Below are 22907 nucleotides of genomic sequence, written 5' to 3' on the forward strand. Positions count from 1 at the left end.
GGCTTTTTGGCCCGCCGGAGTGGCGGTTGCCGTTGCATTGTCCCTTACACTGATCCTATATCCGGCACTCCTCCCCGGACAAAGCGAGAAGGATTCTTCCTTTGGCAAAAACCACTACGTCGCGCGCCGACAAGGCAAAGGACGCTTCGGCTGTTCCTGCACCGGCCGATCATAATCGGGAACGGCCCGATACCCCCGTCGATTACAAAGCGAGCAAGGAAGAATTGCTCGAATTCTACCGGCAGATGACTCTTATCCGCCGCTTTGAAGAAAAGGCCGGACAACTTTACGGCCTGGGTTTCATTGGCGGATTCTGCCATCTCTACATTGGGCAGGAGGCGGTTGCCGTTGGCATCCAGTCCGCCCTGGAGCCAGGCAAGGACAGCGTGATCACCGGCTATCGCGACCATGGCCATATGCTGGCCTATGGCATCGATCCCAAGGTGATCATGGCTGAACTGACCGGCCGCGCGGCCGGCATTTCCCGCGGCAAGGGCGGGTCCATGCACATGTTCTCCGTCGAGCATAAATTCTACGGCGGCCATGGCATCGTCGGCGCGCAGGTTGGCCTGGGCACGGGCCTGGGTTTTGCGCATAAATACCGCGACGATGGCGGCGTGTGCGTTGCCTATTTCGGCGATGGCGCGGCCAATCAGGGCCAGGTCTATGAGAGCTTCAACATGGCGGAGCTGTGGAAGCTTCCGATCATCTTCGTCATCGAGAATAATCAGTACGCCATGGGCACGTCGGTCAATCGTTCCTCCGCAGAGGATCAGTTGTACCGGCGTGGCGAAAGCTTCCGCATTCCCGGCCTGCAGGTCAATGGCATGGATGTGCTGGCCGTGCGCGGCGCGACCGAGGAAGCGCTGGCCTGGGTAAAGGCCGGCAAAGGCCCCATCCTGCTGGAAATGAAGACCTACCGTTATCGCGGCCATTCCATGTCCGATCCGGCGAAATACCGGTCGCGCGAGGAAGTGCAGGAAATGCGCGACAAGTCCGATCCCATCGAAGGCGCCAAGAAGCATCTGGAAGCTGCGGGCGTGACCGAGGACGAGTTGAAGAAGATCGACCAGGAAATTCGCAAGATCGTTGCCGAGGCGGCGGATTTTGCGGAATCCTCGCCGGAGCCTGATTCTTCCGAACTCTATACTGACGTGCTGGTGGAGCAATATTGATGGGTGTCGAGATCAAGATGCCAGCGCTTTCCCCGACCATGGAGGAAGGCACGCTCGCCAAATGGCTGGTCAAGGAAGGCGACGAAGTCAAATCCGGCGATATTCTCGCCGAGATCGAGACCGACAAGGCGACGATGGAATTCGAAGCCGTGGATGAGGGCAAGATCGGCAAGATCATGGTGCCCGAAGGAACCGACGGCGTGAAAGTCGGCACGGTCATCGCAACCATGGCGGGTGAAGGCGGGGCGGAAGCTGCGCCAGCAGCCGCACCGGAACCGGCGGAAGCCAAGGCCGAGCCAGCCGTCGAAGCTGCGCCCGCCAAGGCTGAAGACGCAGAAGCGCCTAAAAAGGCGGAATCGGGTACGGCAAAGCTGGAGAGCAAGGCGAAGCCCGCATTGGCCGACCCCGATATTCCGGCAGGTACGGAATATGTGAAGGTCACTGTGCGCGAGGCGCTCCGCGACGCCATGGCGGAGGAAATGCGGGCCGATGACCGCGTTTTCGTAATGGGCGAGGAAGTCGCCGAATATCAGGGCGCTTACAAAGTCACGCAGGGCCTGCTGGAAGAATTCGGGCCGAAGCGGGTGATTGACACGCCGATCACCGAATATGGCTTTGCTGGGGTTGGCACCGGCGCGGCGATGGGCGGTTTGAAGCCTATCGTTGAGTTCATGACATTCAATTTCGCCATGCAGGCGATCGACCACATCATCAACTCGGCCGCAAAGACCAATTATATGTCCGGCGGACAGATGCGGTGTCCGGTTGTATTCCGCGGGCCCAATGGCGCGGCCAGCCGGGTGGGTGCGCAGCACAGCCAGAATTATGGGCCATGGTATGCCAGCGTTCCCGGTCTTATCGTGATCGCGCCCTATGACGCCGCTGACGCCAAGGGGTTGCTGAAGGCAGCGATCCGCTCGGAAGACCCGGTCGTGTTCCTGGAAAACGAGCTGGTTTACGGGCGCACTTTCGAAATTCCGAAAGTCGACGATTATGTGCTGCCGATCGGCAAGGCGCGGATCGTGCGGGCCGGTAGCGACGTGACGATCGTCAGCTATTCGATCGGCGTGGGCCTGGCGCTTGATGCTGCCGAAACGCTGGCGGGTGAGGGGATCGAGGCGGAGGTTATCGACCTGCGCACCCTGCGACCGCTGGATACGGCAACCGTGCTTGAAAGCCTGAAAAAGACCAACCGCATGGTGGTTGTCGAGGAAGGCTGGCCGGTTTGCTCGATTTCGAGCGAGATTGCCGCAGTCGTCATGGAAAAGGGCTTTGACGATCTCGACGCCCCGGTCCTGCGCGTCACCAATGAGGATGTGCCGCTGCCCTACGCCGCCAATCTGGAGAAGGCGGCGTTGATCGATGCCGCCCGCGTGGTGAAGGCGGCCAAGCAGGTCTGCTATAAATGAATGAAGGGCCGGGGCGGTTCATGCCGCCCCGGCCTTTCAAAGCGTCCTGGCCGGCAGACGCCGGTCAGCAGGTGGACGCTACGACATTCTCCGTATTGTAGACGCCGTTGGTGCCGCCGGTATAGTCGCGCTGGTCGCGTACGGTCATGGCGGCAACCTCTCTGATCATGGATTTCGGCACGAAGGCCGTCGAGATCAGCGGCTTATAGTCGTAGGCGATTTCAACGAACATCACCGCGCCATCGTCGGGCGCCTTCAGCGTCTGCCCGTTTACCGCGATGCCGGTCATGTTGGTCTGTCCGGCTGTGCCATAGCTGGAGGGCCAGGTTTTTGATCCTCTGCATCGCTGCCAGCGAATCCTGAACCTGTCAGTCGTATTGGGATTGGCCACGGGTTCCAGGCTGGACAGAATGACGCGGCCGTTGGTGTAGAGATTGGTCTTGCCCGCCTGCAAACCGGCGCCAGTGAGCAGATCGTTGATCTGCGCCTCGCTGATGGTCTTGCTCGACAGCACGGTGCCTGTGCCGATCCGCGATGCGTTGTCGGCGATATGGACGGCGACCTGGCTGAGGCGCATCTTGGTGGTCGTGTAATTGGTCAGTTCCGCGCCGCCCATCGCCACCGTCACCACGAAGGGAAGGCAAAGCGCGAACTCGACAAAAGCAAGGCCGCTAGTGTCGCGGCGCAGCCTGGCCAGGATTTGCGAGAGCGGGGACAGGGGAAGGCGCGCCATCATGTGCAGTTCCTTGCGGTAGGGGCCGCATATTCAGATTGGTCGCCATAGGGCTGGTTGGCGAGCACTGTGCTGGCCTGCATGGTCGTCGTGGCCGGCAGGCCGATAAGGCTGAACTTGAACATGCGCGGATAGGACACCGACACGGTGTAGACGACATTGTCCTTCGCGCCGCCCTGGCCGTCGTCACCGCCGTCCTTGTCCCAGACGCTGTTGTTATTATTGTCCTGATAGGGTTCGCCTGCATCGCAGCGCCCGTTGGCGTTGGTGTCGGTATAAGGCTCAGCAACAGCCTGTGCCGCCTTTGTGAAGTCCTTGTAATTGCGCCGCGAAAAAGTGACGGTCGCATTCTTCGCCAGATTTTTGAGACGCGCCTCCACGCTGGCGTCCAGGGCTGCCTGCTTCGCGGCTTCGGTGCCCGATTCCAGGGTGAGGTCGCGCGCGGCCTTCTGGATGATGCCCTGCAGCTCCGTCTGCATATACAGGCCGTGCGCCATATCGAACGTGCCGAGCAGCGTGATCAGGAACACAGGCGCGACCAGTGCGAACTCGGTCACATAGAGGCCGCGTTCGTCCTTTGGCAGGCGCTTCAGGCGATTGAGCATAGCCATCAGTTTGTCAGCCTCAGTTGCGAGATTTCGTCGGCGATCGCCTTGAACTGGGCAATCAGAGAGGCGCTGTCCGACGCCGAATAGAAGCGGCCGGGCGATGCGCAGTTCTGCAATCGCGTCTGCGCGGCCGAACTGACCCCGCTGCCGTAGGAAATCACCCACAGCGTGATATTCTTGTTCTTGATCGCCGTGCAAAGCGCGGTGGTGCGGGCGTTGACGGTATCGTCGAGAATGCCGTTTGACGGCGCGCTGGAGTCGGTTGTTTGCCGGCGATCCCACCAGGCGACGCCCTGTGAAGTGTAGCCGGTGTTGCTCGTGACCGTATCACCGTCCGTCATGAAGATCAGATGGCGCTCGATCTGGCCGCCTGCCGGCGTGAAGGCGTTTTCGCTGGCGAACAGGCCGGTTGGAGACATGAGGCGGGCGCCCCACACAAGACCGATGTCATGATAGGTATTGCCGTTAGCGCTCAGCGAATTCACATAGTTTTTGAAGGTGTTCGCCGTAGGATATTCCTGCAGCTTGCGCGATGCGACGGGGCAGGCATAGCTGTAGTTGCGGCTCAGATCGCTCGTCGAGGTGACGTTCGCATAGCTGTTGTTGCCCGAACTATTGTACCGGCCCCATACAGCATTGGGCAGCAGCGGCTTCCACTGCGTCGCCGGGTTCGCCGTGGATGGCACCATGTCGATGTCCATGTCATAGGCGGATGCCGGAACCGGGCTATAGTCGTCCGTGGCGTTGCCGTCGCTGTTCTTCCAGGTCTGGCGCTCCTCGATGCAGCCGTCCCACGCGACCGATGTCATCGCATTGGCATAGCCGATCGGCAGGTTGACCGAACTGTTCCATGTATAGCCGCCCGCTTTCAATGCGCTCACATCATGCGTCACCGGTTGATAGGTGTAGGCATAATCGGGCTGCTCGACATAATTGGTGTAACGGTTGCGGCTTAATGTGGATTGGCTGTTCCACCAATTGGCGGTGCAGGTATACCAATCACCGTTCGTTGTACGATAACCCGCTTGGGGAGAATTGTTGACCGTATTTTTTGTATTTGCCGGAAGGTTGTTACAATTGCTTTGTTGGCTGGTCGTCGTCGTTGAATCGCCCGAATAATAGGACCAGCCTCCGGTCACAGCCGACACGCGCGATTGATAAAGCGCATTATTGGCGACCCAGTCGTTGCTGAGCAGCCCACCGACATTCACGTTCGACGAATAGGGGACGAAGCCGAAGCGCAATTGAACATTGGCGCTGTTGCCGCCCGATGGCGTACTGCCGCAGTTCGCGTCATTGATGTCGAGTTTTGCCAGCGCCTCATAGAAGCATTTCACGGCCAGCTTAAGACCGTTGATCTTGGTCATCGTATCCGACGAGTTGGCCTTGCTGCCCATAGAGCCGGTGGTGTCGAGCACGAACATGACGTCCGTGTTCGGAATGCGCATTTCCGCCGAGCAGGTGACGTTGATCGTCTTGGTGGTGAAGCCGAACACTTTCATGATCATCATCGGAACGACAACCGATGCCGTGCCGGTCACATTGCCGGCATCTTCGGAAAACGCCTTGGTCAGGCCGCTGGTGCCATAGGCTCCGCTGACGAAGTTGGCGTTGAAGATATTTTCCGCCGTGGTGTTGGCCTTGTTGCTGTTTGCCGACCACGCGCCGCCGCCCATCATCTTGCGACCGGCGAGAGCGCCGGAATCGCACGCGAACTGAAGCCGGTTCTTGGCAAGAAAAATGCGGCTCATGTCGATGCCGCCGCCAAGCAGGCCAAGCATGGGGAAGACTCCTGCAGCGACCATCGCAAGGACGTTGCCGGCCTGGCTTTGCAGCAGGCGGCCAAGGAATCCCTTCAAAACGTGACCGTTTTTCGTCATAGACAGTCTCACCCAAAAGCCTGGGCGCCCCCCCACAGGGCGAAACCACCGCTTCCCATGCATCAGAAGTAGTTAAGGACGCCTACAGCGACATGGTTAATTCCACCCTAAAGACAGAGATTCCGGGCGGCGGGAATGGATGAGGATGGGTTGGAGATTGTGCCGCTGGCGCGCTTGCTGTCGGCCTATGGCGGCCGGGATGCGGCAAGACATCGCCTGATCTGGGCCTTTGATGCGCGGCTGGCGGATATTGTGCGGACGACAAGAGAACCGGTGATCGGACAGATGCGCCTGACCTGGTGGCATGAGGTGCTGACCGACGCGGCGCAGGCAAAGGGGCGCGGCGATCCGCTGGTTGATGCGTGGCGCGCTGCTGGAATGGCTGCGGGCAAGGGATGCCTCGCCATGATCGATGGATGGGAGGAACTGATCGGACCGGACGCGCCGGATGATACGGCGCTCAGAGCCTTTGCGGAGCGGCGGGGTGGCGGGCTATTTTCGGCCTTGGCCGGGGAGCCGGATGATCCATCGGCGCTGCTGCAAAATGCTGGCGCTGTCTGGGCGCTTTGGGACTTGTCGGGGCATGTGACCAGCGGGGCGACGGCCGATCGGGCCATCATGCTGGCGCGTGATTATCTGCCTGCTACCAAAGGTCTGCCGTGGCCTGGCGAATGGAAGGCGCAGAAGATCGCCCTCGGTCTTGCCCGCCGCGATATCCTGCGGGACAGGGCCGCGCCTGGATCGCTCACGCCCGGCATGTATTTCCATTTGGTGCGGATTGCTTTGTTTGGCCGGTGACCGTTGGCTTTCCCTGTCATGCGGCATATGAGCAATCCTTCGGGGGATAATCATATGAGCCGGATTCTGGCGGGTGGCATGGCCGGATTATTGATGGTCGCAGCCGGGCTTTTCTGGTGGCAGGGCCGCGCGGCCGTCGAGCAGGAATCCGCGCCACCCGTTGCCGCATACAAGGCCGCGCCGGATACGATCCCCGTGGGAGACCCGAATGCCATTGGCGAAGCGCCGCCAATGCCGGCGAGCGCGACGCCGGAGAGCCGCGAGGAACGGCGTTTCCACCGTTATGACAGGGACCGGGACGGCATCATCACGCGCAACGAGATGATGGCCAGCCGGGTCAAGGCGTTCAGGCAGCTCGATACCGACCACAATAATCTGCTGTCATTCGAGGAATGGGCCGTTGCGACCGGAGAACGCTTTGCCGCTGCGGACGGTGACGGGAACGGACGGGTTACGCCAGCGGAGTTCGCCAAGACGGCGCCGAAGCCGAAACCTGATCCGAAATGCGGTTGTTAGGCTGGCGCCCTAATGGGAGCTTGCTTGATCCATTCCGCCAGGGCAGCGCCTGCCCGCGAGGTCATGGCTTCCTTCCGCTGCTTTTTACGAACATCGTCCATTGGCGGGAACAGGCCAAAATTCACGTTCATCGGCTGATAGTTTTCCACCTCTGCGCCGCCGGTAATATGGCCCAGTAGCGCGCCAAGCGCTGTTGTGGATGGCGGCGACGAGATTTTCCGGCCCGCCAGCTCGGCGGCGGCATATAGCCCTGCAAGCAGCCCAACGGCGCTGCTCTCCACATATCCCTCACATCCCGTGATCTGACCGGCGAAGCGGATGTGAGGGGCGGCTTTCAAGCGCAGTTCATTGTCGAGCAGCTTCGGGCTTTGGATGAAGGTATTGCGGTGCAGGCCGCCCAGCCGGGCAAATTCGGCCTTCTCCAATCCAGGAATGGTGCGGAACAACGCGATCTGCGCCCCATGCTTCAGCTTGGTCTGGAATCCGACCATGTTCCATAGCGTGCCCAGGGCATTGTCCTGCCGCAACTGCACCACGGCGTGCGGCCAGCGGCCCGTGCGGGGGTCGTCCAGGCCAACCGGTTTCATCGGCCCGAACCGCAATGTGTCGAGACCCCGCGCAGCCATCACCTCAATCGGCATGCACCCCTCAAAATAGGGCGTGTCCTTTTCCCACTGTTTGAACTCCGTCTTTTCGCCATCAAGCAATCCCTGATGAAAGGCGGCATATTGCTCCCGGTTCATCGGGCAATTGATATAATCCTTGCCGTCGCCTTCCGGGCCAACCTTGTCCCATCGGCTCGCCATCCAGCAAATGTCCATATCTATGCTGTCACGGTGGATGATGGGGGCGATTGCGTCGAAGAAAGCGAGGGACTCAAGGCCCGTCGCCGCGCCAATGCTGCCGGCGAGAGTCATGGCGGTCAGCGGTCCGGTCGCCACGATCGTCAGCCCCTCGGCGGGCAGGGTGTCGATGCGCTCACGGACGATCTCGACATTGGGATGCTCCATCAATGCGCGGGTTACGCCTTCGGAGAATATGTCGCGGTCGACTGCCAGAGCCGATCCGGCTGGAACTTTCGCTTTGTCCGCCTCACGCATGATCAGCGATCCAAGCGCGCGCATCTCCCGATGGAGCAAACCGACCGCGTTGCGATCTCCATCATCGGAACGGAAGCTGTTGGAGCAAACCATTTCGGCAAGACCATCGGTCTGGTGGGCAGGCGTCATGTCGCCGCCGCCGCGCATCTCCGAAAGGCGTACCTGCACGCCGGCCTGGGCGAGCTGCCATGCCGCTTCCGACCCGGCCAGGCCTCCGCCGATGATATGGACTTGGGGGAGGGCATGGGTCATTTTCGAAAGTCACCGGTTATGCATGTATGATGCGGACGAGAACCGGCCCTGTAGGACAGTTCCATGCCATAGGGAAAGAATTGAGATGATCGACCATATCGGCTTTGCGGTCGCCGATGCCAACCGGTCCCGCAGTTTCTACGACGCCCTGCTTGGCGCGATTGGCATTCGCATGATCATGGAGATAGCCGGAGAGGTCACCGAGAGCGGCGGAACGGCCTTTGGATACGGCCATGCCGACAAGCCCTATTTCTGGATCGGCGACAACGAACGGGTTGGCGAAGGCACGCATATCGCCTTTGCCGTGGAAAGCCGGGCGCTGGTCGATGCATTCCACGCCGCCGGGCTGGCGGCGGGCGGCGAGGATCATGGGGCGCCCGGCGTCAGGCCGCATTATCACGCCAATTATTATGCGGCGTTCATTCTGGACCCGGATGGGATGAATATCGAGGCAGTGTGCCACGCGCCGGAATGAAGCGTCAGATTGTCCGGCCAAATCGCGCCGTTGCGGAACGGATGCCGCGGATACCGGTGTCAAACCGGATGACGCCGCCCACAGGCTCTCCCTCGGCATTTTGACCGCCGGTCGAAACATAGAGCCAGCGATCGCCCGGACCGCCGAAATCCAGGCTGATGATGTTGGGGAAGGGCAGGGGAATGCGCCGGTCCACCTGACCGCCCGGCATGTAGCGGATCACCTCCGCGCTTTGGTAGCAGGCCACCCAGATGCCGCCATCTGTATCGACGGCCAGCCCGTCGCTGTCCTCGACTTCGATGATGATCCTGCCATTGGCGAGCATGGCGTCGTGCCCGACATCCCATGCCCAGATGCCGATGGACGTCTCCGAATGATAGAGCGTGCCACGATCCGGGCTGTAGCTGATGCCATTGGAGGCGAAGACGTCATCGCGGAATATGGTCGTCTGTCCATTTGGCGACAGGTGGAAAAGCTTGCCGGGGGAAAGCGGCTGATGGGTTTCAAAAGCGGCGGTGAAGTCGATGGTGCCGCCATAGAGTCCGCCGTCCGATGCAGCCTCTATATCATTCACGGCGATGATTGGCTCACCGTCAATTTCCGTCAGAAGATCTGCGGCATCTCCGGTGTCGGGGTTCGCAATGACAAGACCGCCCTTGCCTGAACAGATGATGCGGCCGTCTGCATTCATGAGAACGCCGCCGACCCACATCCGGCCGGGCAGGACGGGTTTGCAGCCATGAAAATCCCGGCGGTGCACGCCGCCGCCGAGCAGGTCTGCGAAATAGAGAATATCATTGCCGTCCACGCGGGGGGCTTCGACGAAGCGGTATCCCGACGCCAATATCTCAAATTCAGCCATGATCCCCTCCCGGACGGCGTCAGAAGCCGGCGGGGAACTCATGTTTCCCGTCCGGGCCGATCCGCAACCTAGCATGCGTTGTCACGGCAGCGAGGGGCAAATCACCGTAAAGATGCGGAAAAAGCTGACCGCCTCGCGATTCCTCCCACTTTACCCCGTCGCCCAGGGAGGAGAGGTCGACCATCGCCAGAACAAGATCATCCTGACCGGCAAAATGCTTCGCAGCGGTTTCGGCGGCTTGCGCGCGGGTGGACATGTGGATGTAGCCGTCGGCCAGATCCACAGGCGCTCCGGCGAATATGCCGTCTGCACGCAGGGCGGCAAATTGCTCCCGCGTGAGAATCTTGTAGGCGAACAGCTCTGCCACCGATCAGGCTTCCGTCGTTGCTTCTTCCTCGCCGTCGTCGCTTTCCTCGATGCGGGCGGCGCTTACCACATGCTCGTCATTGGCGACATTGAACAGGCGGACGCCAGCCGAGTTGCGGCTGATGACACGCATGCTGGAAAGACCCATGCGGATCAGCTTGGCCTGGTCGGTGACCAGCATCAGATGGTCATCATGGACGACTGCAAAGCTCGCCACGACGGAGCCATTGCGGGCGATATTGTCGATATTGGTGATGCCCTGACCGCCACGATTGGTGCGCCGATAATCATAGGCGGACGAGAGCTTGCCATAGCCATTGGCGCAGACCGTCAGGATGAACTGCTCCGCATCGGCAAATTCCTTCATCCGTTCGGGCGAAAGGGCCGGGACGTTCTCATTCTCCTTCCACGGGGCGGCGCGCAGATAATCCTCGCGCTCCTGCGGCGTGGCGTCGAAGCCGCCAAGGATCGAAAGCGAGATGACCTCATCCCCGTCCTTGAGCGTCACGCCGCGTACGCCCGTCGAATCGCGGCTCTGGAACTCCCGGACATCAGTTGCGGAGAAGCGGATCGCCTTGCCCTGACGCGTGGCGAGCAGCACGTCGTTTGTCTCATCGAGCAGCGCGACGCCGATGAGCCGGTCGTCGCTGCCCTCATCGAATTTCATGGCGATCTTGCCCGCCGCACGGACACTGGTGAAAGCATCCATCGAGTTGCGGCGCACCGAACCCTTAGCCGTGGCGAACATGATATGGAGCTTCGCCCACTCGGCTTCGTCCTCCGGAAGCGGCAGGACGGTGGAGATGGTTTCTCCCGCCGCCAGCGGCAAAAGGTTGACCATTGGCCGGCCCCGCGTGGCTGGCCCGCCCTCCGGCAGGCGCCACACCTTCATGCGGTATGCCTTGCCATGTGTGGAGAAGAACAGGACCGGCGTGTGGGTGCTGGTCACGAACAGGTTGGTGACGGCATCCTCATCCTTGGTGGCCATGCCCGAACGGCCCTTGCCGCCACGCGCCTGCGCCCGGAAGGTTTCGAGCGGCGTGCGCTTGATATAGCCCTGATGCGTGACGGTGACGACCATGTCCTCACGTTCGATCAGGTCCTCGTCATCGATGCCATCGGCTGCCGGAGCGATCTCCGACCGGCGGGGGGTGGCAAACTCCTTCTCGATCGCCTCAAATTCCTCACGCATGACTGCGTATAGTTTCACGCGATCGCCCAGAATGGCGAGATATTCGGTGATGGCGGTGGCGAGTCCCGCCAGTTCATTGCCGATTTCATCCCGGCCCAGCGCGGTCAGGCGGTGCAGCCGCAGGTCGAGGATTGCGCGCACCTGAATTTCGGTGAGGCGATAGCTGTCGCCAGTAACATCCGTGTCGATCGCCTCGACCAGCCGGATATAGGGCGCGATCTCCGCGATCGGCCATTCGCGGTTCAGAAGCGCTTCTCGCGCTTCGGCCGGACTGGATGATCCCCGGATGATCCGAACGACCTCGTCCAGATTGGTGACCGCGATGACGAGGCCCAGCAAGATATGCGCCCGTTCACGCGCCTTGTTCAGCTCGAACTTGGTGCGGCGAGTGATCACCTCCTCGCGGAACTTGACGAAAGCCTCGATGATATCGCGCAGGTTCAGCAACTCCGGCCTACCCCCGCGAATGGCGAGCATGTTGGCCGGGAAGCTCGACTGGGCGGGCGTGTTCCGCCAGAGCTGGTTCAGCACCACATCGGGCGTTGCATCCCGCTTCAGGTCAAGGACGATCCGAACGCCTTCGCGGTTCGATTCGTCGCGGATGTCGCTGATTCCCTCGATCCGCTTTTCCTTGGCGGCTTCCGCGATCTTTTCCACAAGGCCGTTCTTGCCGACCTGATAGGGGATTGAGGTAAGTATGATGGAGCGCCGGTCTCCCCGGCCTTCCTCAACCTCATGCCGGGCGCGCATCATGATGGAGCCGCGGCCGGTGTGATAGGCGCTGCGCGCGTCGGACTGGCCCAAGATCAGGGGCGATGTCGGGAAATCGGGGCCGGGCACAATGGCGATAAGGTCGTCCACGGTGACGCCGGGATTGTCAATATAGGCGAGGCAGGCGCGGATGACCTCGCCCAGATTGTGCGGCGGGATGTTTGTCGCCATGCCGACGGCAATGCCGCCCGCGCCATTGACCAGCAGGTTCGGGAAGCGCGCGGGCAGAACCTGCGGCTCGCTTTCCGATGCGTCATAGTTGGGCGTGAAATCGACGGTATCCTTGTCGAGATCGTCAAGCAGTGCGTTCGCCACCTTCGCCAAGCGCGCTTCGGTGTAACGCATCGCGGCAGGGGGATCGGGGTCCATCGATCCGAAATTGCCCTGGCCGTCGATAAGCGGCACGCGCATCGACCAATCCTGGGTCATGCGGGCCAATGCGTCGTAAATCGAGCTGTCGCCGTGCGGGTGATATTTACCCATCACCTCGCCGACGAGGCGCGCCGACTTGCGGTAAGGACGGTTGTAGACGAACCCCGATTCCTGCGCGGCGAAAAGGATGCGGCGATGGACGGGTTTCAGGCCATCACGCACGTCCGGGAGGGCGCGGCTGACGATGACGGACATGGCGTAGTCGAGATAGCTCGCCTTCATCTCGTCGACGATATTGATCGGGCTGATATCCGAAGGATCGGCGAGAAGCTCGTCGGTGCTCAAGGGCAATTCTCTTTATCTGGATTAAGGGTGCAAGCGTTGCTGCATTTCCCCTAGACCAGCGAAACACCCCTGTCACCCCTCGCGCGCATACGCGCGCGCACGGGCAAAGAATGCTGATGTGTTACGCTGCCGACGAACCGTTGCTGTGCAGCGATGGATCGTTCACTTCCTTATGACAGGCCGGAATTGCGCATCTATATGGCTGTTCAACAGTTGTTCACCGTCCACTGCCTAGCTCCAACCCCCGGAGCAGGACGGTGCCGGTCCGCTGCCTTGAGAGGAGATTAACCATGCGTCTTGTTTCCCCCGTAGTTCTCGGCCTGATGCTTGCCGTCGCCGGTTCTGCGACAGTCGCCACGCCGGCATTCGCCGCGAAGAAGGAAAAGGAGCCCGCAGCGCCCAAGCGGAATTTCAGCAAGGCTTTTGTGGAAAAGGCCCAGCCGCTTGATAAGGCCGCGCAGGCCAAGGATTATGCGGCCCTCGCCGCCGCTCTCGGCGAGGCGCAGGCGGCCGCGACCAGCCCCGACGACAAATATATGGTCGGATATTATGTGCTGCAGCTCGGCACCGGCACCAACGACATCGCGAAGCAGCGCGATGGCATCAAGCAGATGCTGGCGACGGGAACCGCTGGTCCGGACGAAGCCAAGTTCAATTTCTTCGCGGGCAAGCTCGCCTATGATGCGAAGGATTATGATGACGCCATTCCCTATCTGCAGAAGGCCACCGACGCAGGATATGAAGGCAGCTCCTCTCCGCTGCTTCTGGCCGAGAGCTATTTCCAGAAGGCGATCGTCGCCAGCGGCGGCACAGGCCAGTTGAATGCTGCGTCCAAGCCGGTTGCCCAGCAGGGTCTGGCCCCGCTCAAGAAGGCGATCGAGGTAGAGAAGGCGGCGGGCAAGCCGGTTCCGGCGGCCTGGATGGAGCGCGGCTTCACCATTGCCTATGTTTCCGGGTCGCCGGACGCGGCCGATTGGTCGAAGCAGAACCTGATGGCCAATCCGTCGGGCAAGAACTGGAGCAATTTGCTCCGCACCTTCCAGGATACGAACAAGACGATCACGCGTGGCGAGAATCTCGATCTGTTGCGCCTGATGCGCCAGACCGGTTCCTTCCAGAGCGAAGGCGCCTATGGCGAATATATCGATATCGCCAGCAAGTCCGGCTTGCTGGGCGAGGTGAAGTCCGTGATTGAGGAAGGCCGCGCTGCGGGCAAGATCGCACCTGCCAAGTTCGCCGATTATTATGGCCAGGCGAACGAGGGTATCGCCAAGGACAAGGCTTCCCTGGCGGCAGGCGAGGCAAGCGCAGCCAAGGCGCCGACTGGCCGGCCGGCGGCATCGACTGCCGATGCCTATCTTGGCTATAAGGATTATGCCAAGGCGATCTCGCTGTATCGCACCGCCCTGCAGAAGGGTTCCGTCGATGCGGGCGAAGTCAACACCCGGCTTGGTATCGCCCTGGCGCTATCGGGCGACGCCGCTGGCGCGAAGTCTGCGTTCGAGCAGGTGACGACTGGCGCGCGCAAATCGATCGCCGAATATTGGCTGCTCTGGTTGTCCACCAAGCAGGCAGCTTGAGATGCGCGCCTTAGTCCGCCGCGGTGGCCTGGTTCTCGCGGCGGCGATGGCCATGGTTCCGGCAACGCAAGGCATCGCTGCGCGTGACAAGCCGACCGATGCGCTGATGACCGGAAGCTTCCGGGCTGCGGCGGGTCAGGCGCGCGCGGCGCTTGATGCAGGCGACGTAAATGGAGCAGCGGCGCAGGTTTCTGCGCTGCTGCCGTCCAACCCGCTGGAAAATTACACGGCGGCTGCGCTTCGCATGGAGGTCGCCGCCAAGCGTGGTGACCCGCAGGCCAAGCGCAAGGCTCTGACGGACATATTGGAAAGCAAGGCCGTTCCTGCGGGGCAGGAGCCGTATCTGCGCTATCTGGCTGCTTATTATTCCTATTATCTGGGCGTATTCAATGATGCGCTGGCGCAGATCAACTATGCGCGGCAGATGGGGTATAACACCACTGAAAGCACTGTGCTGCTCGCCGATATCCTGATCAAATCGGGCAAGCCCACGGAAGGGCTGGCGCTGGTGGATCAGGCCATGGAACAGCAGAAGGCGGCCGGCAAACCGGTGCCCGCCACCTGGTATGACCGGGCGATCGGGGTTGCGTACAAGCAGGGTAGCTGGGGCGAAGTCGCCAAATGGTGCGAACGCAAGCTCCGGGCCTATCCGAGCGAGGGCAACTGGCGTTCCTGCCTCGCCAATTATCTGACTGCTCCCGGTGTCGACCCGCAACTGCAGCTTGACCTGTATCGCCTTCAGGCCGCGACCGGAGCCATGGCAAGCGAGAGGGACTATCGCAGCTATTCCACGCTGGCGTCGGCAGCCGGATATGATGCGGAAGCCAAGGCGGTCATCGACGCAGGCCGGACGGCGGGCAAGCTGGACGCTACCGAGGTGGAAACGACCAAGCTGCTAAAGACCGTGAAGGTCAAGGCGCCCAAGACGATCGCCGCCCTGCCGGCGCAGGTCAAGAAAGCCAAGGCTGCATCGAACGGTATGCCTGCGCTGGAAGTGGGAGACGTCTATTTCTCGCTGGGCCAATATCCGCAAGCGGTGGAGCAGTATCGCCTCGCCTTGTCCAAGGGTGGGATAGATCCCACGCGGGTCAACGGCCGGTTGGGTGTAGCGCTGGCGCGGTCTGGCGATCTGCCGGGCGGGAAGGCGGCTCTGGCGCAGGCTGGCGGAAACTGGACGAATGTCGCCGGTTTCTGGAATGTCTGGGTGGATCAGCAGGCGCAGGCCAAAACCGGCCTTACGCCCGCCATGTCCGCGCCGCCATCCTGAATTGCTTGGCCTAGCGTAGCGGTACGCCGGGCGAGCTTTTTGAGGTCCGAATGGTGAGCGACGTTTTGACGCTCACCACATTCGGCGCTGGAGTGAGCTTCGAGGTCAGAAATTGCTGGAAGCTTTGAAGGTCACGCGCAACGACCTTCAAAATGAAGTCTATCTCTCCGTTCAGCATATGGCATTCCCGCACCTCAGGCAGCGCGGCGACATGATCCTCAAATGCTTTCAGGTCGTCTTCCGCCTGACTTTTCAGGCTGACCATGGCGAATACAGTGATGGTAAAGCCCAGAGAGGCTGCATCGACATCAGCATGATAGGAGCGGATCGTGCCGCTGTCCTCCAGCGCCCTGACCCGGCGCAAACAGGGTGGAGCGGTAAGGCCGACCTTCTTCGCAAGATCGACATTTGTCATCCGGCCATCATCCTGCAATTCCGCCAGAATTTGCATGTCGATGTCGTCAATGTTCGAACCTGCCATTCGCCGACAATTTCCTTTCCTAGATGCGCCCAGCATCATAATATTATTGCACTATAATGCAATTGTCCCACTATGCGACGACCGATTTTGGGACCGCATCGTCGCTTTCCCTTTACCGCAGCGCAGCTTAATTCACTTGGCAAGGAAGCATCAAATCAAAAGCTTTCACCGGGGAATCGCGTGCGTTTCAATGATCTTATGCAGACGGTACTGGCCGCAGAAGAACGGAGCGGCCCCGGAGCGGTAACGCTCTGGCGTCAGTGCGTGGATTTGCTGGCGCAAAATGACCGGCCGGGACAGCCCGCCATGCCCGCGAATGAACGGGATGCGTTGCTTGACCGCCTTGATTCGCTCCGCTCCAAAGTGACCGAAACGCAACGCATATCCACGGTTGTCGAGCTGGGGACACGGCTTCGTTCGCCGTCTCTCATCCGCTTTTTCGCTGACGACCGGCCGTCTATCTGCGCTGCGGCGATGGCGCGCGCGCGCCTGCCCGACGACATTTGGCCGGACCTGCTCTCCACTTTGGGACCAACGGCGCGCGGCATACTTCGCAATCGCAGAGATCTGGGGCCGGAAACCGTCCGGGCGCTGAAGGCGTTTGGCCAGGCCGACCTGCTGCTGACCAGCGAAGGCGTGGAGGAATCCGTTCCGGTTACGCCCACAGAGGTCAAACCAGACATTTCCCTCGTTTCTCCCGCAGCGCCGCCGGTCGAAGACGAAAGCCAGATTCGCCGCCTTGTCGACCGGATCGAGGAATATACCAGCACCAGCAGGCAGAAGGCTGGCGAGGCCGCCCCCGCCGCGTTGCGCCCGGCCGAAGCGGCGCCGCTACGCCGGTTCAGCTTCGAAACGGATCTGAACGGCGCCATTACCTGGGTGGATGAAGGTCCCCGTGCGGCGCTGATCGGCTTGAGCATTGCCGACCCCGCCTTGCCCGGCGGAAGCGGCCCCGACGCGCATGTATCCGGCGCATTTTCCCGCCGCAGCGGGTTTCAGCACGGCCGGTTTACGATTGTGGATGGCGTGCTGGCCGGTGAATGGCGGTTGTCCGCCGTGCCCTTCTTCGATTCGCAAACCGGGCGGTTCCAGGGCTTCCGGGGGCAGGCGCGCCGGCCGCACTTGCACGAGGTGCCTGCGACATCCGATGGGGACAAGCTGGCGCTGGGCGGCTTGTCCGCGGATTCGGTGCGGCAACTGGTGCATGAACTGCGCACCCCCCTCAACGCGATCCTTGGTTTTGCCGAAATCATCGAGCAACAGCTTTTTGGCCCGGCGGGCAGGCAGTATCGCGACATGGCGTCGCAGATTATGGGCGACGCGCGCCGCCTGCTCTCGGCATTTGACGATCTTGACCTTGCAGCGCGCGTTTCGCGTGGTGAGGATGTCGTGGAGCCGCGTCCGGTCGATGCAGCGCTGCTGATCGCGCGGATAGCCACCCGGTTCCGGGTCGATCGCGGCAAGGAAACGCGCCCAATCACCATTTCTGTTGCCGAAGGGCTGCCCCAGGCGCGCCTTGATCCGATCCAGGCGGAGCGCATGGTTCAGCATCTTCTGCGGACGCTGATATCAGTCGCGCCGGAAGGCGAACCCATCACCGGCTCCTGCTGGTTCCAGCCGGATAGCGGGTCCGGCCGCGTCATCCTGGCGATGGATCGTCCTTCGACGCTGGCTGGGATGGATGAGGTGCAACTCCTCGATCCCGGCTATGGGCCCGATGGCGATTGGCCCGATGGTCCGCTGCTCGGCCTTGGTTTTTCGCTGCGGTTGATCCGCAGCCTCGCCGCCAGCAGCGCGGGCAGCCTGGACATTGACGGCGGACGGTTTTTGCTGGCCATGCCGGCAGTGGCCGTCGCTCCCGAAGACGGGCCGGATATTTCCTGACATGCACGACAGGGCGCCCTTGCAAACGCAATGGCAACCATTTGCCGGTATCGACTCTGGCATGCATTCACATATCCCCGACGGCAATCTGCTTCATCCGCCCGCAGCCGAAGACATTATCGAACTGGATCGCACCTTCGGGACGCGCTTCCTCCTTTTCGTCGATACCGAGGAGGAGTTTGACTGGGATGCGCCTTTCAGCCGCACAGCGCATACCGTCACGGCCCTGAAGGGTCTGGAGCAGGGCCAGGCGTATTTCGCGGCCGCCGGCGTAAAGCCTATTTATGTCACGGATTATCCGATGCTGGATAATGAAGCGGTCGTTGCGATGATGAGCGAGTGGGTGTCGGACGGATCGGCCGATATCGGCGCGCATCTTCACCCATGGGTCAATCCGCCCTTTGTGGAGGATGTGAACCGGGCCAACAGCTACGCAGGCTTCCTGCCGGAGGATGTGGAGCGCGCGAAGCTGCAGGCCTTGCGGGACCGCATTCATATTGCATTTGGTCAGGCACCCATCGCCTATCGCGCCGGCCGGTATGGCGCCGGGCCGAACACGGCGCGGCTGCTGGAGGAAATGGGTTTCCGCCTGGATACGTCCGTACGGAGCCGGTTTGATTATTCGGCCGACCATGGCCCGGATTTCTATGGCATGCCGCTTGGTCCCTTCTGGGCGGGGCCGGAGCGCAATCTTATCGAACTGCCGCTGTCCACGGCCTTTACCGGCCTGCTGCGCGGGTCAGGGCAGTCGCTCTATTGGGCGGCGCATGCGATGGGACCGATGCGGGCTGCGCTGGCGCGCGCCCGGTTGCTCAGCCGCGTACCCCTGACGCCGGAGGGCGTACCGGCGCGCGATGCCTGCGAGGCGATCGACGCGCTGCTCGAAACCGGCACGCGGGTTATCAATCTCAGCTTTCACTCGCCGACGCTGGAACCCGGACATACCCCCTATGTGCGTGATGCCGCCGAACTTAGCGCCTTCTACCAGTGGTGGGAGATTGTTCTGGAGCATCTCGACCAACGCGGCGTCCGCCCCGCCACTTTGGCCCGGTTTCTCGCAGCCGTTCCGCCGCGCGCCCAAATCGGTGACCAAGCGGCTTGCCAAGCGGCCTGACCCTCGGCTACTGCCCGCCCGGCAGTATGCTGCACAGGTGGGGCCTGTAGCTCAACGGTTAGAGCTGGCCGCTCATAACGGCTAGGTTGCGGGTTCGAGTCCTGCCGGGCCCACCATTTTTCCGGCGTTTAGGCAGAAAAGCAGCGCGAATGTTGCGCTATCTTGTGCGTCACCTCGCGCCCGATATGGCGAAGGTCCCTTTTTGGGTGCTGCCAGGTGCCGGAAGGAGGCGTGTGAGCTTTCCTCCTTCCTTCCAGCCAGCCTTCTAGCGTGCAAAGCCCTGTCATCGATCCCAGAACAGGTTGCGCCTGTTGGCTTTCAGGCGTTTGCGATACATTTCAATGTAAAGCCACAGCCCCGTTCCCGACAGGAATAAGAGGCTTACGCCGCTCAAAATGCTGATTATCGTGCCCAGCCAGCCAAATTGACGGCCGGCGTGAATTTCCTGGAGGATAAGGTGCCAGCGGCCACCCAATTCTGGTGGCCCCGGCAACTGCGCGCCCGTCGCCAGATCGATCCGCTTGGGCTTGGCTTCTTTGGCGGAGAGATCGGCAAGCACGGCAAAGCCCTTAGTCTCGCTACCACCGTAATTAACATGGACTTCAAGCACATGGTGCCCGCTTTGCTGCAATTTTATTCTCTGCAGACCTTCTGTGATGAAAGCACCGGCGGCTGTCGGGTCGGGAAGTTCAGCGGGCTGACGAACCGGCTTTGGCGGCAGTTTGGGGCCGCGTCCCAACTCGCCCATCGCCACGGTCTGATCAATGTGAAGCCCAAGCCCGGTCAGCGCGATAATGATGAGGATGATGCTGGCGACCAGGCCGATCCATCTGTGATATTTGCGCAAAGCATTCAAAATTTCTCTCCCCACATTACTATTATTGGATCAGCGGAAATTATTTATTTGGATTTTGGTATAAGTTTCAGATAATTTCTAATTATTGCTAGAATTTATCTGGAAAATTCGCGATTCATCTTGGTAGTTGATCGTTTCTCAACGAAATTAGAAAGGAAATCGCTACAGGCTATCAGTCGGCGGTTGATGGGCCAATTCGCCGTTCGGCAAGGCAGTATTCCGCCATCGGTCTTCGCGGACTGAGCGTTATTGAGATTGCCGGTCCTTTGCCGTTTTTTCAAAGATCGCTAGGGGCCTGCTGATAGTGGGCGAGGCGGCCTAGTGCATTGGCAAGGCTCGTTTGCTCAAAGGGCGATGGCGTTCCCAATTTATCTCTGTGACTAACCTCACGTGCCAAATTTAGGCGCACTTCTCGCAATAATATGACGAGGAGGCGTTTGATCTGGCGGATACTCTGGGAGGGGATAATCATGCTTCGCAAATTCCTATCGACGTCCGCAATCCTTACTGTGTCGGTGTTCGGCGCGGCGACTGCCTATGCGCAGGAGCCGGCTCCTGCAGAACAGGCGTCGGCCGATAAAGGCGCGAAAATCGAGGATATCGTCGTAACGGCGCAGCGTCAGGCGCAGAGCGTGCAGCAAACGCCGCTCGCCATCACCGCGGTCGGCGGCGACACGCTCAAGGACAGGGGCATTGTCGATATCGACGCGCTTACCCGGTCCATTCCGAACTTCAATTTCTCCCGCGTTGGCAGCGATGCGCGCGTATTCATTCGCGGCGTTGGGCTTGTGGGCAACAGCGCTGCAGGTTTTGACGGTCGCGTCGCAATCTATACCGATGATGTCGTCAATGGGCGCACGCAAGCCGCTCTCGGTTCGCTTTTCGACCTCAACCGCATCGAGGTGTTGCGCGGTCCGCAGGGAACTCTCTACGGCCGCAATGCGACAGCGGGTGCGGTCAACATCATCTCCAATGATCCAACCAACACATTGGATGGATATGCATCGCTCACGGTGGGCAATTATAATCTGATCCGCGCCGAAGGCGCGATCAGCGGCCCGCTTTCCGACACGGTTTCGGCAAGATTGGCCTTTCAGACCAATGATCGCGATGGTTTCGGCAAGAATGTCATGACCGGAAACCCCGTGGACAGCGAGCGTAGCAGGGCGGTTCGCGCCAAGCTGCGCTTTGAACCGTCGGAAACCTTCCATTTTACCCTGACCGGCGAATATCGCTGGGAGGATGACAATGCGGGCGGTTACGCCTTCGTCCGGCCGAACCCGTTCCGCGCGGACGTGAATGTCGCCAGGGGCTATGTCCACCCGTCCAACCCGCGCGACCGGGCAGGCGTGGATCAGCAGTTTTTCATGGAGAATTTCGGGCTGACCGGGAACGCTGTTCTCAAGCTCTCCGACAGCCTGGAGCTGACATCCGTTACCGGCTATCGTTATCTGGATCAGGCGAGCATCAGTTCTACCGACAATTCCAATTCACTGGGTACGGCGGTCGACCTCGCCACCGGATCGCGGCAATTGTCGCAGGAATTGCGGCTGGCGCTAAAGAGCGATCTCATCGATCTGGTTGTGGGTGGATTTTATTTCCACGAAAAGAACGACTTCGTTCTGGATGCGGCTGTTTCACCACTCTATTTTGGAGGGGGTCAGTTCCCCCTATATGTGGGTTTCCGTTCCGGTGGCGCGCAGAAAACGAATGCCTATGCGGCCTTCGCCCAGGGGACGCTTCACGTCACCGATAAGCTCGGCATCGATATCGGCGCGCGATACAGCTATGAGAAGCGCAGCATCGATCAATTTAACCTGATCGATTTCGTCAATGTCTTTACGCGCAACCCGGCGCCAGTCGTTGGTTGTCCGGCGCCTGCAGTGGGCGGTTTTGTTCCCGGACGCACTCTTTGCTATCGCACGAGCACGAACAGCGCTTCCTGGTCATCCTTCGACCCGAAGGTCGCGATCCATTACCAGATCAGCGATACCGTCATGGCCTATGCCTCTTATTCCCGCGGTTTCAAAAGCGGCGGATTTGACTTTGGCCAGCTAAGGCCGGCCTTCGATCCTGAAAAGCTGGTTGACTATGAGGGTGGCATTAAGGCCGACCTGTTTGACCGCAGGCTGCGGCTGAACCTTGCTGGCTTCTATTATGATTACACCAATCTTCAGTTCAACGTCGTCCGGTTCCTCCCGACGCCTGGAAATATCACCATCAACGCGGCGAAGGCGCGGCTTTATGGTGCGGAAGCTGAGATCACGGTGCTCCCAGTTGATGATCTGAGGCTCGCGTTCAATCTTGCATGGTTGCACAATGAATATCGCGAGTTGACGGACTCTCATCCGGTGACGAACGTGGTGACCAACCTTGCCGGCAATCAGCTCATCTCCGCACCGAAATATAAGCTGGTCGGTGAGGTCGGTTACACCTTCCATCCAAGCTTTGCGGACATAACACCTCGCGCCGAGCTTAGCTGGACCAGCAAGCAGCAATTCTCGCATTTCAATCTGGACTATATGTCGCAGCCGTCCTTCTGGGAGTTGAACCTCTATCTGGACGTTGTTCGCCGTGGTGACTGGAAGGTCAGCGCATACGGCCGCAATGTGACCAACAAGCTCTATTATGTCGCCAACTCCATGGCGTCTGCGGTCTACGGATCGTTCATCGTCGGTCAGCCCGCTGCCCCGGCGACATATGGACTTGCCGTCACCAAATATTTTTGAAGAGAAAAGGCGCATGTCCGCCGCCGTTTGTGGCGGCGGACATGCGCCCGGAATGGGATGCTGCTTTGCCGAAAGGTGAATGGCGCCACCCGGCCATGCAATGATACCCTGAAGCGGTAGACCAGAGTGATGATGGCGTTTT

The 22907-nt window shown here is 60.5% G+C and carries 19 protein-coding genes and 1 tRNA gene; 11 read left to right on the top strand and 9 right to left on the bottom strand.

Features of this window, described 5'->3' with window-relative positions; all coding sequences use genetic code 11:
* The first annotated feature begins 101 nt into the window (after positions 1–101).
* Positions 102–1175, top strand: coding sequence for a pyruvate dehydrogenase (acetyl-transferring) E1 component subunit alpha (gene pdhA, locus BHQ40_RS01345; protein WP_070151330.1), 1074 nt, complete (start codon positions 102–104; stop codon positions 1173–1175).
* Positions 1175–2584: a pyruvate dehydrogenase complex E1 component subunit beta gene (locus BHQ40_RS01350; RefSeq protein ID WP_070151332.1), complete on the top strand. Its 1410-nt coding sequence runs from the start codon at positions 1175–1177 to the stop codon at positions 2582–2584. Before pdhA ends, BHQ40_RS01350 begins: the two co-directional genes overlap by 1 nt.
* 64 nt (positions 2585–2648) lie before the next feature.
* Here BHQ40_RS01350 and BHQ40_RS01355 read toward each other — a convergent pair whose 3' ends face one another.
* The 3 genes from BHQ40_RS01355 to BHQ40_RS01365 are packed head-to-tail and all read right to left on the bottom strand — an operon-like array spanning position 2649 to position 5805.
* Positions 2649–3320, bottom strand: a complete 672-nt coding sequence (locus tag BHQ40_RS01355; RefSeq protein WP_070151334.1) for a TadE/TadG family type IV pilus assembly protein — start codon at positions 3318–3320, stop codon at positions 2649–2651.
* Positions 3317–3928, bottom strand: coding sequence for a TadE/TadG family type IV pilus assembly protein (locus tag BHQ40_RS01360; RefSeq protein WP_253183213.1), 612 nt, complete (start codon positions 3926–3928; stop codon positions 3317–3319). Before BHQ40_RS01360 ends, BHQ40_RS01355 begins: the two co-directional genes overlap by 4 nt.
* Positions 3928–5805 (bottom strand): pilus assembly protein, encoded by a 1878-nt coding sequence (locus tag BHQ40_RS01365; protein ID WP_070151340.1) that lies wholly within the window; start codon positions 5803–5805, stop codon positions 3928–3930. Before BHQ40_RS01365 ends, BHQ40_RS01360 begins: the two co-directional genes overlap by 1 nt.
* Before the next feature lie 135 nt (positions 5806–5940).
* Here BHQ40_RS01365 and BHQ40_RS01370 point away from each other — a divergent pair, with 135 nt between their 5' ends.
* Together BHQ40_RS01370 and BHQ40_RS01375 are read left to right on the top strand one after the other, a co-directional pair.
* On the top strand, positions 5941–6603 hold the full coding sequence (locus tag BHQ40_RS01370; RefSeq protein WP_070151342.1) for a hypothetical protein: 663 nt from the start codon (positions 5941–5943) through the stop codon (positions 6601–6603).
* Positions 6604–6657: 54 nt separating this feature from the next.
* Entirely contained in the window at positions 6658–7119 is a 462-nt protein-coding gene (locus BHQ40_RS01375) for an EF-hand domain-containing protein (RefSeq protein ID WP_070151344.1), read from the top strand.
* Here the strand turns inward: BHQ40_RS01375 and trmFO are convergent.
* Positions 7116–8471 carry a methylenetetrahydrofolate--tRNA-(uracil(54)-C(5))-methyltransferase (FADH(2)-oxidizing) TrmFO gene (gene trmFO, locus BHQ40_RS01380; protein ID WP_070151346.1) on the bottom strand — a complete coding sequence of 452 codons (1356 nt, stop codon included), beginning with the start codon at positions 8469–8471 and terminating at the stop codon, positions 7116–7118. The two genes, BHQ40_RS01375 and trmFO, sit on opposite strands and share 4 nt — an antisense overlap.
* Positions 8472–8556: 85 nt before the next feature.
* On the opposite strand from trmFO, the gene BHQ40_RS01385 reads away from it, so the two are divergent.
* Positions 8557–8946, top strand: a complete 390-nt coding sequence (locus BHQ40_RS01385; protein WP_171905725.1) for a VOC family protein — start codon at positions 8557–8559, stop codon at positions 8944–8946.
* A gap of 4 nt (positions 8947–8950) precedes the next feature.
* On the opposite strand, the gene BHQ40_RS01390 is transcribed toward BHQ40_RS01385, so the two are convergent.
* From BHQ40_RS01390 to gyrA, 3 genes are read right to left on the bottom strand one after another with little or no spacing between them, the layout of a single operon-like run.
* Positions 8951–9808 carry an SMP-30/gluconolactonase/LRE family protein gene (locus BHQ40_RS01390; RefSeq protein ID WP_070151349.1) on the bottom strand — a complete coding sequence of 286 codons (858 nt, stop codon included), beginning with the start codon at positions 9806–9808 and terminating at the stop codon, positions 8951–8953.
* A 19-nt stretch (positions 9809–9827) separates the two neighbouring features.
* Positions 9828–10175, bottom strand: a complete 348-nt coding sequence (locus BHQ40_RS01395) for a DUF952 domain-containing protein (protein ID WP_070151351.1) — start codon at positions 10173–10175, stop codon at positions 9828–9830.
* A 3-nt stretch (positions 10176–10178) separates the two neighbouring features.
* Positions 10179–12854, bottom strand: coding sequence for a DNA gyrase subunit A (gene gyrA, locus BHQ40_RS01400; RefSeq protein WP_070151353.1), 2676 nt, complete (start codon positions 12852–12854; stop codon positions 10179–10181).
* 290 nt (positions 12855–13144) lie between these two features.
* On the opposite strand from gyrA, the gene BHQ40_RS01405 reads away from it, so the two are divergent.
* Both BHQ40_RS01405 and BHQ40_RS01410 read left to right on the top strand, forming a co-directional pair.
* Positions 13145–14434 (top strand): hypothetical protein, encoded by a 1290-nt coding sequence (locus BHQ40_RS01405; RefSeq protein ID WP_070151355.1) that lies wholly within the window; start codon positions 13145–13147, stop codon positions 14432–14434.
* A 1-nt stretch (position 14435) separates the two neighbouring features.
* Positions 14436–15701, top strand: coding sequence for a tetratricopeptide repeat protein (locus BHQ40_RS01410; RefSeq protein WP_070151357.1), 1266 nt, complete (start codon positions 14436–14438; stop codon positions 15699–15701).
* A 10-nt stretch (positions 15702–15711) separates the two neighbouring features.
* On the opposite strand, the gene BHQ40_RS01415 is transcribed toward BHQ40_RS01410, so the two are convergent.
* Complete coding sequence (locus BHQ40_RS01415) at positions 15712–16182, bottom strand: Lrp/AsnC family transcriptional regulator (RefSeq protein WP_070151359.1); 471 nt, start codon at positions 16180–16182, stop codon at positions 15712–15714.
* A 180-nt stretch (positions 16183–16362) separates the two neighbouring features.
* Here BHQ40_RS01415 and BHQ40_RS01420 point away from each other — a divergent pair, with 180 nt between their 5' ends.
* The 3 genes from BHQ40_RS01420 to BHQ40_RS01430 all read left to right on the top strand — a co-directional run bounded on the left by BHQ40_RS01420 (position 16363) and on the right by BHQ40_RS01430 (position 19296).
* Positions 16363–18066 (top strand): sensor histidine kinase, encoded by a 1704-nt coding sequence (locus BHQ40_RS01420; protein WP_070151362.1) that lies wholly within the window; start codon positions 16363–16365, stop codon positions 18064–18066.
* A gap of 61 nt (positions 18067–18127) precedes the next feature.
* Positions 18128–19180, top strand: coding sequence for a polysaccharide deacetylase family protein (locus BHQ40_RS01425; RefSeq protein WP_070151451.1), 1053 nt, complete (start codon positions 18128–18130; stop codon positions 19178–19180).
* A gap of 40 nt (positions 19181–19220) precedes the next feature.
* Positions 19221–19296 (top strand) — tRNA-Ile (locus BHQ40_RS01430).
* A 167-nt stretch (positions 19297–19463) separates the two neighbouring features.
* Here the strand turns inward: BHQ40_RS01430 and BHQ40_RS01435 are convergent.
* Complete coding sequence (locus BHQ40_RS01435; RefSeq protein ID WP_070151364.1) at positions 19464–20036, bottom strand: PepSY-associated TM helix domain-containing protein; 573 nt, start codon at positions 20034–20036, stop codon at positions 19464–19466.
* 470 nt (positions 20037–20506) lie between these two features.
* Between BHQ40_RS01435 and BHQ40_RS01440 the strand changes: the two genes are divergently transcribed.
* Entirely contained in the window at positions 20507–22765 is a 2259-nt protein-coding gene (locus BHQ40_RS01440; protein WP_070151366.1) for a TonB-dependent receptor, read from the top strand.
* Positions 22766–22907 lie beyond the last annotated feature (142 nt).

Origin of the sequence: Sphingobium phenoxybenzoativorans (genome assembly GCF_001757355.1) — a bacterium.
GTDB lineage: Bacteria > Pseudomonadota > Alphaproteobacteria > Sphingomonadales > Sphingomonadaceae > Sphingobium > Sphingobium phenoxybenzoativorans.